We start from the raw sequence: 13,311 nt of genomic DNA on the forward strand, positions 1-13,311 counted from the left end.
TTTAAAAAATTCCTTTCTCCTTTCCAGAGAAAAGGATTTCAGACAGAAAATTTTATCGTACTATAAATCTTTTTATCTTTCGTTCAGCGTCATTTCCTACCTGTAATAGATACAATCCGTTAGATAAGTTACTTACATCAATATTACCATCACCTATTTTTGTATTTATTACTTTTTGTCCAGCATAATTATAGATTGTAATGCTAGCATCTTTATCCGAAATACCTTTTACAAATAAAACTCCTTCTGTTACAGGGTTAGGGTATAATTGAAATATTTCTGTAGGATTGATGCTAATCTCAGTATTTGCTCTAGAAACTGTTGTTCCTCCAATATTTACTGTATAATCTTCTACTTCTCCATAGGTAAATGTTTCACAAGGAGTGGCAGTGGCATTGTACTTTAAACTTACACGCATTCTTGTAGCTCCCGCAAGCGCGCTAGACGGTACTGTAAAGTCATATGATTGATTCGCTTCACTTCGGGTGGATTCAGAAATTATTTTCTCTGAATTATCAAAAGTTCCATTTTGGTCGTAATCAATCCATACATTCCAATATTCTGTATATACTGTTCCAGTATAATTAAGACTTAATACAATTGTATTTTGCCCGTAGGATACAGCACCTGTTAGATTAGTGTAATCCGTATATCCACTTGCTGCTGCTGTGGCATTATCAATTCCTCCGATACTTACATAATCGATATATTCATCATTTACATTATTACCTTGACTGCTACAATAAGTTATTACGACTCCTGTCGTGGTAAAAGTTACAGAATCACTGGCTGAAGAGCTATTTCCTGCAGCATCTTTTGCCACTACAACAAACGTATATTCCGAATTAGGGTTCAACCCACTAACTGTAGTATTTGCAGCAACAGAAGTAGTTATCAAATTGGCTCCTTCATAAATTTCATATTCAGAAACTCCAATATCATCCGTAGAAGCACTCCAGGATAAATCAGCCGTTGTACCTGTAATATTAGAAACAGACAGATTTGCGGGTACCGAAGGTGCCTGAGTATCTGGGGTGGTAGACAAAATCTTAAGATCATCAATTGCCATATCACTTCGGAATCCAGTTCCAGTCGTACCTTTAAACTGAAGTTGTATAACCGATCCTACATATGCAGAAAGATCTATCGACGCTTGGTTCCATTGATTTCCTTGAGTTCCGTTTCTATTCCAAAGCGAAGTATAACTTGATCCATCGTCAGTACTTACCAAAACCTCTAAAGATCCCATATTGGTTCCGTTCATATGATATCCAAACTCTAAGGTTGCTCCAGTTAGCGCCCCAAGATCAATGCACGGGCTATCTAGTAATGCAACTTTTCCGGGATAGCCATTTCCATTACCTGATGCTTCTGTGAATATATAAAAAGATCCTTCTTGAGCAGAAGATGGTCCTGTACCGTTAGACGGTGTTCCATTACTATCGCGGGTCCAATTAATATCATCCGTATTCGCATCTGTCCACGCTCCTAGATTCGCTTCAAAACCTTCAGTATATGGAAAAGCTGATATTCCGGCACAGGCAGGTACCGTGGTGGTGGTAAAGGATGTGGAATCACTATACGGTGATGTGGTAGTTCCTGCACAAATACTACGTACTTGGGCTTCATAAGTCGTCTCTGCCAATAAACCAGAAAGATCAGTAGTATTGGTTGCTACTGAAACTACAGTCCAATTGGCAGTACCAGTTTGTCTATACCTCAGATCAAAAGTAGCACCCGCACTATCTGACCAACTTAGACTAGCGCTGGTTGATTGCACAGAAGATGCAACCAATCCTGTAGGTGCTACCGCTCCTATTGGTGTAAGTTGAACATCTTGAATCACTGCTTGACCATCCGCAATCGTAACACCTGTGATTGTTTTTGATTCATAACATTCTGCTTCATAAATCAAGGTATAGGTTCCCGCTTTAATAGGTCTGTAATAATCTCCCTCTGGTATTTCTGTCGGTGTCCAAGTTTCATAGGTTTCTTTTCCCATTACAGTCACTTTAGCATCAATTGCTTGATTAGTAACAGCATCTGTTACAACACCACGAATTCCGTAATTAATCTGTTTTAGAAAACCGATCAATGCTTCCTGATTATAGTTCCAAAAATTAACCAATTGATTTGCTGCTGGTGTTTTGGCATTAGAAAGTTCTACAGTTACTTCTCTTCCTTTATGAAAGTAGATTTGATAATCTTGTCGTCCTCCTTGTACTTCGTACCAATCATACCCATTAGTAATTCCATTATTAAGCGCATCAAAATATCCATTTGGACTATTTTGCTGACAAAAATCTCTATATTCTTCTGATACGTGAACAAAATAATCTTCATCAGGATGTGCTCCAGCATATGTGTCCCAAGGGTAATTGATTAGTTCTATTCCGCCATGAAAATTAGCCGATAACACGAAATGCCTGGAGGCTGCAAAATTCATGAAATGCTGCGTTTCTGTTTGATAACTATTACCATCTGGATTTGCTCCATCATCCGGATCCGGATAGTTACGGTTGAGGTCTACATTATTAGCATTCCCTCGGGTAGCATTAGCTACCGATGTATTACCCGCACTATTTCTATACGTTCCGTCTGGATTCGCTAATGGATTAATCCACACTTCATTATTATCCAACAGTTGTTTAATCTCGGCATGTCTTGGATGTGAAGTGTCATTATATGTAGTTAATAAAAAATCAATAAGATTGAGCATCATAGGATACCCCGCAATCTCATCTCCATGCATCGAAGAGGTATACATCACACGAGGTTCTTGCTCGTTTGACCCAACATTATCAGATAGTTTTACAAAAAGTATGGATTTATCTCCTTCCGTTGTAGCTCCAATATTTTCTACTTGACATATTGTAGGATTATTAGTAGCAAAATCATTCATCATGCTTACATAATCAGCATAGGTAGGATATGCAGTTAACGGAAACGTAGCTGCTTTTACTAACAGGTCCGAGGTCATAGTTCTGTACCCAATAATATTATCTTCTTGTGTTGTAGTAAAAGGAATATTTTTTTGTAAAAACTGATCAAATTGTGTTTGATTAGCCATTAATTTTACAATTCCCGTAGCTTCGTCATAATGAACAATGGATAACTCTTGAGTAAGAGACTGTAATTGAGCAGGACTGTTTATAACGATATCGAATATTACCTCTCCTTTTAGGTTTAGATATTCAATAGCACGTTCTTTTTGAGTTTGCTGTGCAAATAGTGAAGTACCTAGGATCATGCAGACCCATAAGGCAAGTGTTAGTTTTTTCTTCATGGTTTTTAAGAGTGTTTGTGTGTGACATACTTTGGTTACGTAGCGGTCAATACAGTTAAATTGGTTTAATTAATCCTAAAGATAAGTTAAAAAAAGAATAAAATCGTTGTAGAACAACAGATCTTTTCACCAATCTACACTCCAGTTTTCCAATGGGTTAACTAGTTAAACTGTGTTTTCATGATCACCTTAAGAAGTAATCATGATGAGAAAAAAGAATAGAAAAAAACCGCTCGAATTGAGCGGTTTTAGTGGTTTAATTTTGCTTAATCATTAAGTCCTTGTTCTCTTCTTTTTTTCAAGGATTCATCAATAACTTTTGCTCGTTCTACACATACATCAATATAGTTACTAAATACACCTTGCGGTCTTGGCTCGATAAACTTATCCCCCAAATCCACATAAGCAGGACGACAGTTATAAATAATAGGATCTTCTACATTTTCATCCAAATAAATAAATCCAAATTGTTGGCAAGCATCTACCTGATCTGTAATCCATATCGGTCTGTCTATCTTAGAAATACCATATATTTCGAATTGTTCTTCAGCATCCTCAATCATATCTTCCCAATCAACAATATCTGCTTCAATATAAGTTCGTTCTCCAGCTAAAAACAAAAACTCTCTATAAGCCCTTGGAAACTGAGCTCCATTTAAATACTGAATTTCTAAATCCTGTATTTGAGCTATACTAAGACCTTTATTAGTCCAACCCGCTAGAGTTGGATTATCAGCAAAACTCTTTAAATATTTAATTTCCATATTATTTTATTCTTAAGTAATCTTTTAAATTCTTGGTACCCTTAATATTATCAACAGAAACAACCTTTATAGTCCCTCGACCCTTTATCAACTCTTGCAACATTAATAATTCTCTTTTACAACTATCACAAGCAATAAAGATATTCTTAGTTGTAATCTCAAAAGTACCTTTTTTAGGTAAATGCTCTTGAATGAAATTATAAATAAAGCGAACTTCTGAGTCGAAACCTCTTCGCACACCTTCAAAATCTTCGACATTTCTAAGAAATTTGGGATCTGTTACTACATCTAAAAAATCATTATCTATTCTATCTCTTCCCGAATGAGATAATTCAAAAGTTCTCTCCACCAATTTTCCGTTACCGTCAAAACGTTTAATTTCAAACTCAGCAAAATTTCTTCTCTCCAATTTACTTTTTAGTTTGTTCCCTTTTTTACTTCTTCGAAGATATTTATTAAAATACTTAAAATATAGATTAAACAATTCCTTCTCTCCTAAGACTTCTCTTTTAATCACATTTACATCATCCCAAAGAGTGTAAAGCCCTCTCTTATTGAGTTTTAAATATTTTTTTCTCAATTCGAGATATTCGTTTATAAACTTAGAAGCTTTTCTTATTTTAATGACATCATCAAGATACTCGGTAACACTTTTATTAGCTTTTTTAGCTTCTTTTTCTATTCGACTTAATTCTTTTCGAATTTGAAAAGGTTTATTCTCAACTACCAATTCATCTCCTTTCCAATTCAGAACTTTCTTTTTACCCTTACTAAGTACACTAAAACACCCCAATACTAAACTCGTATCCTTTTTGCACACAATTTTCAGATGTGGATTTTGCAGTATATTAGACTTGATAACTCTAACATCTTGTTTCACTTCCCAAAAACTGAGAAGTTTTTTTAACCATTTTCTCATTTCTTATTGGGGTTATTTACCCAAAGGGCAAAGCGTTAATATTCCGTTATCAAACTTAGTAGGTGTAAATCCCATTTTTCTTAAAAGTTGTTGCTCCTGGCTACTTAATAATGCTTTATAAGCGTCATCAATCACTCTTTTTCCTGCCTGAAATACATCATCCAACCACTTCTCCAGATCCTTTAACATCTTAGGAAAATCTTCAAGTTTTTTACGGATAAAAGCGATTAAAGATAAAAAGGTGTCCACACTCATCGTTATACCTCTTTTTACAGCTTTATATACTCCATTAGCTAATGAAGTATAGGATTTTATCGCTAGTTGTAATGCCGTTCCTACGGTTTTTGCACCTCCGGTGAGAATCCCAAACACCACTTCTTCGACTATAAAACCAATCAGATACCCAATACCATATCCTAGCGAATCTCCTGTAATATTTACACTCGGCGGAGAACTTAAAAAGCGAAGAAACAATCGCCCCATAAACACAAAAGATGCCTTAATATTTTTGAGCGTAAACAACTTTACAGTAGTTTCCATAGCATTCTCAAACATCTCCATAAATAGACTAAATTGAGAACTCGGATTTTCTAAGGTATTTTGCTGCGCATTATTTAACCCAACAACTGCTTTACAGATCAAACTGATGATATCAAAAATCCCTTTTATTACATCTACCAAACTATTGATAATCCCAACCAAAAAAGCATTGATAAAAACAAAAGAGCTTTTGATAAAACCAACAGCCTGACCTATGATATCTTTAATAAATCCTTTAGCTTCTTTTATAACATCAAACAACACACTAAGTCTTCTTTTGATATATTTTTTAAGCGAATCTATCTGTACAGCATCCACTCCACGCTGAACCTGTGTTTCCAATGCATTTAGAATTCTAATAAATTGAGTCAATCCCTGTTCGTCATCGGTATTCTCATTTGTTTTATCCGCAGCCTGAATCAAATCGAATCCTGGTAATATAGGCGTGTACGTTTCAGATACTTTTCCATCTTTATCGTACGCTTTATAGTAATTTTCTCCAATCTTCAGGTTATTCTCGATCGCTTTAGAAACCTCATCCATCGCATCCGCAATCGTTCCCAAAGCAAAGTTTATAGGGATTTTACTGACTCGACTTCCCCAAAGCAGTGCCTTTCTTATAAAGTAAAAATTACTACTCTTGTCTTTCAAATGATCTTGTAACACTTCTAGAACTGCTCCACTGCTTACATCTAAGTCATAGACTTTTGCAAGCTTCGTAATATCTTTAAACGGAAGATCAGCATTCTGTGAGATAGAACTACCCGAACGTATTCTAACTACAGAACCAAAAAGATTGTATGTATCATTTTTCTCTATAAACAATACAATTTCATTATCTAAAATATCTGTTGCTTTCTGATAAGCTCTTTCTAGTTTTACACCATCATTAGAGATAAAAAGAATGACAGATGTTTTTTTCTGATTCAATTCATCATTCAGTTCTGTAAGTCTTGGAGGAAATTTTGTTTTTCTTCCGGTTCTTTGAGCCGTTATTACTACCTCATCCAGCACATTGTTTTCTGGAATATGAACAAAAAACTTAGCTTCAAATGAATAAACATCAAATTCTCTATTCAATTTATTTACTCTTCTTCGTTCTTCAGTATTCACAAAAACCTGTTGAGGAATCAGATAATCTTCTACCACTGTCGCAGGATATGTAGTTCCTGATTCTTGCAACTCGGCTTTATCCGAGTCTTCCAGCAATATAATTTCCTGATAAATTCCGAATCCTGTTTCGGCAGTATTGTCTTCGTCTAGTATCTCAATTTTATCATTGAAAACGGTAATATTTGGAAATGGCTGGTATTTTTTATCAAAATTCTTGACACCATATTCATATGCATACATACTTATTTTCTTTTGTATTAACACTTATTTTAAGGCATACAGTGTCCCCTAAGCCTTAATATGCGGGAACACTGTATGCAGTGAATTACAAACCGTTTTTCATGTTTTACAACTCACCTTTTCCTTATATTTAAATGAAATTATGATACTGCTGTATCTCCGACGGTGTCGGATCCAATACCAACTTTATCGGTAGACTCATCACTGCCGCCAATCAATTCATCAGTTTGCTGGATTGGATTAAGATCCGAATCAAACTGAGACCAGTCTGCACAATCAGAATCACAAGGCAATCCTTCTACATTAAGACCAATTGATCCTGCCTGAATAACTGTTAGAGAAGTAGGAACACGAGTCTCCCAAGTTTCTTCTACTACACTTTCTGGGTTCTGAAGTTCTTCTACAATAGAAACGAATTCTTCATCATCAATCGTTGGCACTTGACCACCGTTCCAGATCTGACCTGTAGCCAAATACCAGTTTACCATTTCTTCGAACCCGGGACGTACTGTGATGATTACTCTGGCCATCCCACTTTGCAAGAAAGCTTTAAATAACGGGTCATTATTCTCTACAATATATTTACTACTCCATTTAGATTTTGAAGCCCAGTAAAACGGATAAAACTGGTAACTCATAATATCCCATTCAAAAGCTTGTTCAAAAAACTTAACTTTTGCTGCATATGAATCTAATCTATCGTTTGTATGATCCGGTCTGATTTCTCCTAGTTTATTTCTTTCCAAAATCATGTCTTTGCCAATATTTTCATTACCTAGCAAATACGTAATACAGTTTTTACGAAGTACCGTTTTCTCTATTTGACGATAGAACCCTGGATTGGTTTTAAAAGTTTCATCTTGTAATTTTCTTTGCTCAGCAATTTTTTCTTCATATTCAGCCAATTTGGTCTCATAAGCTTCAATAATTGTATTAAAAGATTGTTGCTGCCATTCTTTAAGCGCCTTATCAGTTAAATCGCAATGTGCTACTACATTAATACGAACTCCCCCAACATCTGCACCAGAGACAGAAACTGCCAATTCCTTTTCAATACCTCCAAGAGAAAAACTTCGTTTTTCATCCCAGCTTGCTCCTCCTTTTGAGAAATGGTAATCTCCAACTGAAACCGTAGCATATGTATATTCTATACCTTTTGGAACAAAAACAAATCCTGCATCCATATTAGCATAAGTAGCTTTATACCCGTCTGGAATTCTCATATTAAAGTTGCTCGCACCTGGATAATTATGGGCACTCATATAAGTATTCCCGTTTACGCTAAAAGATTCAGAAACTTTTATTCTTCTAGAAATGCTATCTACCTCTGCATTATAAATTCCAGCCCAATGTGATACTGTACTATCATTTACCTTTGTTGGATTAGAAAGATTAAACGAACTCGACACTCTTGGATCTACTGGTTTTATTAACACTTCTGCATCAATATCTCCTTTTAATCTCACTACCTCATCATGAAAAGCAGCAGGCTCAGGAATCATAAATTCATACATTAATCTCTTACCGTAGTTTAGTATGCTATTGTTATAAATTTTATCTACCCAACGATATACCCCTGAGATATGCTTGTCTCCTTTACGATTATCAAATCCATGTGAACTATTTTCTTCATATTCTTCGATTACCTTTGTCACACGTTCTTCTCGTACTTTTTGCACTACGCGATCTAATGCTCTTTCTGTTAATTCTTTTGCTTGGCTTACTGCTTGAAGATTTGATTCTTCTTTACTAGTATTATTAGCATAACTCACATTGGCGTTGGCACTAAATCCGGCATTAGAATACGACACTCCAGCCGCTGCAGCAAAGGATTGGTCTTTAGCAATTATACTTGCTACCTCTTGATTCATCTCAAAACGCCCAGTAGAGGTTGTTTCCGTTAAGGTTTCCGTTTCTTGCTCCGTGGATGTAGTCAAAGTATCTTCTTGTCTACGCAATCTTCTGGTAGATTTTTCTTTATACTCACGCGCCATAATATTCTCGATATGAGAGACTTCTCCTGGAACATAACAACACACTTCCTGCTCTACTTTACGATAATCTGCTATTCCTAAACGTTGAATTCCAAAACCAGTAGGCGCTTCATCGTCAGAACTTCCTGGATTACCTCCAGAAACTAATGTCAATGCTCCAGTAGAACATCCATTGGTACTAAACCCAGGAATATTGAATTTGTACTTAGCTCCATTAGAGAATGTAATATCACCCTTAAATCGTGCAATTGGTTTATTAATTATGATCCCTTTTGATAAAATAAGAGATATACTATTGTTAAATTTCCTTTGCGTAAAAGCTCCATTGGTATTATTCGTGCCGTCTGCAAAGTTTACGTGATACAAAGTACTTGCTACATCAAGACTCGAATCTGGAACTTTTATGGTCATTATAATCGAATATCGATTAGATTCAATCTGTCCCAAAGTACAGCAACTATACGTAAACGCACTTCCATCAGAAACTCCCAATACCGGAAACGTTGCTCCCAACACGTTTATTTGCTTTGTTCCTAATTCAGTATTCTCAGAGATAAGCTCATTGTTCTCCTTGATTTTTTCAGAGACCATTTCCTTTACTTCTGCCAGAGAATCTATTAGGAAATTCGTACTTAAAGAATTTACATAAGACTTTGTGTTATCACCTAACAAACTAAGAACCTTAGGGTCTTCTAACTCATTTGTTGGAATAAAATCATATTCTGGAAGTTTTAAATTCTCATATTTTTGAATAGCTATATTATTACCTGTATTAGAATCTTCTATCACTTTATCAACAATAGTAGCATCAGCATAAGCTTTCTGTATCTGGCCATCATATTTTTTTTGATAAGATTCCTGTGCTTTTTGATTTTCTTTAATATAGAGGATTTCTGCACGCTCCACCTCTGCAAGAATAGCATTTAGCTCATCATTTTTCTCCGTAGCTATTGCAATATTCATTTCTTTCTGAAAATCTTTTGCCATTACAGGCTGATCAGGTCTAGGGTCTATCGGACTCGAACCTTGATCGAATAAAGATTTATCAATAACAACTCTGGTTTGAGCTAATTTTCTATAAGCTTCATCTGTTTTTTCTAATCTAACAGACTTTTTTACAAAATAGTCCGCTACAATTAATGACAACAACAAATCTCTTAAATAAGGAGATCCTTCTGTTAAAATACTGCTATGTAAATCATCCCATATCTGTAATAACTGTCCATTCGTAAGCACTTCTCCATCCACATCTGCTATTTTAGCATCAGTTTCTGCAACTGTTAACTTTGTTCTATTTGCAATTAACCACCTAGCAAAGTCTGCTAAATCTGGTACATCATTCTTAAGATCATCAATAGAAGTGTATTTCGGAACATACGTTGTTACCGCTTCAGCAAGAGCACTAGTAGCCATCTCAATAGAATCTGAAGATCTAGCCGCTGAGATAATTACGCTATCATTAGAAACGGATGGGTAACTAATAAATCCATTTGCTTTTTCTTGATCCCCGATTAATTCTGGAGAACGCATGGTTACAAATCTGTATAATGTGTTCTTAATGTTTTGACTCATGTTTAGTCTTTTAAAATGTTATAAATTGTTTTTTCTGAAATGAAGAGCTGATCTATCAACTCTTCGACAATGACTTTCATTTGTTTTTCTGAATTGTTTTCGACATAATTCTGAACAAACTGTTTACGCTTTTCTAATAACAGTCTACTTCGTTGCATAGGTCCTTTTTAATTTTAAATTAGACACAGAAATACCACCCTATTCAAACTTTTGTTTGAATAGTTAACCGTCTAAAGTGATTTTAGCACGACGTCTTATACTAGTTCACCTGAAAATGTTGCAATAGAAATAACACAAATGTTTGATTATGAATTCTTTTTCGTACTTTAGCAACTAATTACAGTACAAATATACAACATTTTACAGAAAATAACAACAAAATACAGAAATATTCTGTAAAATGTTTAAATTTATTTTCATCATATGTTTTTAACTAAAAAAATTAAAAAATGGTAGCGATAGATGAAAAAATTAGGGAAATAATAGATTTTTTTGGCTTAAACAATCATTCTTTTGCTAAACGAATAGGAGTAACAAGCACAACAATAGATAGCATTACTACGGGAAGACTACAATCTGATGGTTCTAGAAAACGAACTAAACCCGGATATGATTTACTGGAACGTATTATCGATGAATTCGATATTGATCCAGAGTACCTTTTTGGAAAAAGCAAGGAATTATTGAAACAAAAACACCAAGAAACTCAAACATATGGTGGAATCCCACAAGTAGTTGCTGTAAATCAAGAAGGCGATGAAAATGTAGTATATGTTCCCATCAAAGCAAGAGCCGGATATCTGGATGGATATGGAGATACCGAATTTATAGAAACCTTACCTTCTTTTAATATGCCACATCTAACTAATGGTACCTTTAGATGTTTTGAAGTACAAGGGAATTCTATGGTGCGTACTTTTTTTGATGGAGATTTGGTTTTTGGCAAATATGTAGAGGATTTGAATGATATTAAGGATGGACGCATCTATGTTATTGTAAGTAAAAATGATGGTATCGTATTAAAAAGAATTATTAATAGAATCGAGGAACGAGGAAAGCTCATTCTTAAATCCGACAACAAAGATGGTAATTACCCAACCTATACCATCAATTCAGAAGAAATCATGGAAGCTTGGTATGTTACAATGTTTGCTTCTAAACAAATGCCGGAACCAGTTGATGTATATGATCGTTTGCATGATTTAGAAACCAAAATCGTTATACTAGAAGAAGAACTGAGAAGAAATAATTAGATAAAGATCGGGCATAACCAATATAGTTATTACCCGATCTCACGTAAAAAAACCTCACAATAAAGCTTTTGTACTTATGTATCTATCCTAACCTTTAGTGTTACTAAATACCAATAGGTAAACATTATAATATATATATTTATGGAATGTTTTTTGATGCTATAAACAAACTAATTGAACAACTAATTTTCTAGTATGAGAAATTCTAAACTTCTATTTTTTATTATATCATTTACTTTTATCGGTTCCTTGTGTTCTCAATCCATACAAACACCATCCTTAAGTTATAAGAAGAAAACTAAAACATTGATCATAGACTCTATTCCAGTTACCACTCCTACTAGTTATCGTTTAACCGGGATTAGCAAAAATGATTATGACCATAGGCTACTCTTAGGAACTGTAATAGTATCAGACTATCCATCTTTTGGAATTTCGAGAGCGCGCCCATTCTTGGTTATAAGAAACAACGCTTTTACTCATAAATCCCTTTTTGATCCAGTTGTACAAATTTCATTGAGGCAACAATCTTGGGACAATCCTTTTGGAATTGATTCGCTTGGAGCTGGGGTAATAGTGGGCAGCTTACAACTTATATCTAGTATTTTTAACTAAAAATGTCTTCATTCAAGTTAAAAATTTTAAATAAGAAAAATTCTAAAATTTGATAAAAGAGTATTCTTGTTGAAGTTCACGCTTTTTATGTTCTAAATTTTGCAGAAAAGAAAGATGTTGCTTGCTTTTTGGATTAAATGGCCTATGGGCTATTGCATTTTGGATTTCCTTAACTCTATGCATCGTTTTTAATGCTTCTTCGGAAATCCAAGTTTGTTTAAAATATTCCCATATATAATCAATAGCAACCCGATTCGGATGAATCATATCCGTATCATAAAATCTATAATCTCTTAGTTCATCCATCATAATTTCATAAGAAGGAAAATAACCGCAGTTATTATCAGAAGTTATTGCTTTATGCACGGCAGCAATCAGGTGTGATTTACTTAGATTATTTTCTACAAAACCATCTTTGCTATGCCTAACTGGAGATACGGTGAATATAATCTTTACGGTTGGATTTAGACTTCTAATCAGACCAATACTATTTTGCAAACACTGACCCACTTCCTCTGCAGACAATAATTCTTTAACAAACTCCTTTTGTGGTACTTTATGACAATTTGCAACCACCATATCTAGTGCCTGTAAACGATATACCCAAGCCGTACCTAATGTAATACAGATATGGGTAGCGGATTTAATCTTCTGATGCGCATGAGCCAAGGATTCATTTAGAGATTGCAACAACTGTTTCTGATCTGGATGACTTAACTTAGAATGTGCATCAAAACAATGCCATTGTTCATTATGATAAAACAAATCAGTTTCAGTATATTTTTCTTTCTGAGTAGCCATCCAAAGAAAAGTTTCAATTGCTTTCGGATGAAAAAGTATTCCAAAAGGGTTGATCAAGGTTTTGAACTTAAAATACTCAAACTTTTCTCCGATATTTTCAGCAAAGCAAGATCCTAACAATAATAAATCAGCATCGTAATCTATTTTAGGTTGCTGAGGTTTTAAGGGTATTTTGGTTTGTAGAATCATTGACTTATAACCCCTTAACTTCTCC

General features: G+C 34.7%; 9 protein-coding genes. 2 read left to right on the plus strand and 7 right to left on the minus strand.

Translation table 11 applies throughout. The annotated features are described in order from the left end of the window. Nucleotides 1-52: 52 nt before the first annotated feature. The 6 genes from Q0829_RS15565 to Q0829_RS15590 all read right to left on the minus strand — a co-directional run bounded on the left by Q0829_RS15565 (nt 53) and on the right by Q0829_RS15590 (nt 10,586). Nucleotides 53-3,286 (minus strand): M14 family zinc carboxypeptidase, encoded by a 3,234-nt coding sequence (locus tag Q0829_RS15565; RefSeq protein ID WP_298544758.1) that lies wholly within the window; start codon nt 3,284-3,286, stop codon nt 53-55. Between the two features lie 266 nt (nt 3,287-3,552). Beyond that, on the minus strand, nt 3,553-4,050 hold the full coding sequence (locus tag Q0829_RS15570; protein WP_298544760.1) for a hypothetical protein: 498 nt from the start codon (nt 4,048-4,050) through the stop codon (nt 3,553-3,555). Nucleotide 4,051: 1 nt separating this feature from the next. Next, nucleotides 4,052-4,969: a hypothetical protein gene (locus tag Q0829_RS15575; RefSeq protein WP_298544763.1), complete on the minus strand. Its 918-nt coding sequence runs from the start codon at nt 4,967-4,969 to the stop codon at nt 4,052-4,054. 12 nt (nt 4,970-4,981) lie between these two features. After that, nucleotides 4,982-6,862 (minus strand): hypothetical protein, encoded by a 1,881-nt coding sequence (locus Q0829_RS15580; RefSeq protein ID WP_298544766.1) that lies wholly within the window; start codon nt 6,860-6,862, stop codon nt 4,982-4,984. Nucleotides 6,863-7,002: 140 nt separating this feature from the next. Further along, nucleotides 7,003-10,428 carry a hypothetical protein gene (locus Q0829_RS15585; RefSeq protein ID WP_298544768.1) on the minus strand — a complete coding sequence of 1,142 codons (3,426 nt, stop codon included), beginning with the start codon at nt 10,426-10,428 and terminating at the stop codon, nt 7,003-7,005. A gap of 2 nt (nt 10,429-10,430) precedes the next feature. Then, nucleotides 10,431-10,586: a hypothetical protein gene (locus tag Q0829_RS15590; protein ID WP_158596859.1), complete on the minus strand. Its 156-nt coding sequence runs from the start codon at nt 10,584-10,586 to the stop codon at nt 10,431-10,433. Nucleotides 10,587-10,877: 291 nt separating this feature from the next. On the opposite strand from Q0829_RS15590, the gene Q0829_RS15595 reads away from it, so the two are divergent. Together Q0829_RS15595 and Q0829_RS15600 are read left to right on the plus strand one after the other, a co-directional pair. Then, on the plus strand, nt 10,878-11,681 hold the full coding sequence (locus Q0829_RS15595) for a S24 family peptidase (protein WP_118460421.1): 804 nt from the start codon (nt 10,878-10,880) through the stop codon (nt 11,679-11,681). Nucleotides 11,682-11,876: 195 nt separating this feature from the next. Continuing rightward, on the plus strand, nt 11,877-12,296 hold the full coding sequence (locus tag Q0829_RS15600; protein ID WP_298544772.1) for a hypothetical protein: 420 nt from the start codon (nt 11,877-11,879) through the stop codon (nt 12,294-12,296). A gap of 42 nt (nt 12,297-12,338) precedes the next feature. Here the strand turns inward: Q0829_RS15600 and Q0829_RS15605 are convergent, their stop codons facing one another. Beyond that, a complete protein-coding gene (locus tag Q0829_RS15605) occupies nt 12,339-13,286 on the minus strand; it encodes a GSCFA domain-containing protein (protein ID WP_298544775.1) in 948 nt (315 codons plus the stop codon). Between the last annotated feature and the right edge of the window lie 25 nt (nt 13,287-13,311).

The sequence above is a fragment of the uncultured Aquimarina sp. genome (genome assembly GCF_947492405.1).
Classification (GTDB): domain Bacteria; phylum Bacteroidota; class Bacteroidia; order Flavobacteriales; family Flavobacteriaceae; genus Aquimarina.

Bases quoted from the DNA above. Each gene is read 5' to 3' on its own strand.
- Q0829_RS15565 (WP_298544758.1), bottom strand. From the start codon at position 3,286: ATGAAGAAAAAACTAACACTTGCCTTATGGGTCTGCATGATCCTAGGT.
- Q0829_RS15570 (WP_298544760.1), bottom strand. From the start codon at position 4,050: ATGGAAATTAAATATTTAAAGAGTTTTGCTGATAATCCAACTCTAGCG.
- Q0829_RS15575 (WP_298544763.1), bottom strand. From the start codon at position 4,969: ATGAGAAAATGGTTAAAAAAACTTCTCAGTTTTTGGGAAGTGAAACAA.
- Q0829_RS15580 (WP_298544766.1), bottom strand. From the start codon at position 6,862: ATGTATGCATATGAATATGGTGTCAAGAATTTTGATAAAAAATACCAG.
- Q0829_RS15585 (WP_298544768.1), bottom strand. From the start codon at position 10,428: ATGAGTCAAAACATTAAGAACACATTATACAGATTTGTAACCATGCGT.
- Q0829_RS15590 (WP_158596859.1), bottom strand. From the start codon at position 10,586: ATGCAACGAAGTAGACTGTTATTAGAAAAGCGTAAACAGTTTGTTCAG.
- Q0829_RS15595 (WP_118460421.1), top strand. From the start codon at position 10,878: ATGGTAGCGATAGATGAAAAAATTAGGGAAATAATAGATTTTTTTGGC.
- Q0829_RS15600 (WP_298544772.1), top strand. From the start codon at position 11,877: ATGAGAAATTCTAAACTTCTATTTTTTATTATATCATTTACTTTTATC.
- Q0829_RS15605 (WP_298544775.1), bottom strand. From the start codon at position 13,286: ATGATTCTACAAACCAAAATACCCTTAAAACCTCAGCAACCTAAAATA.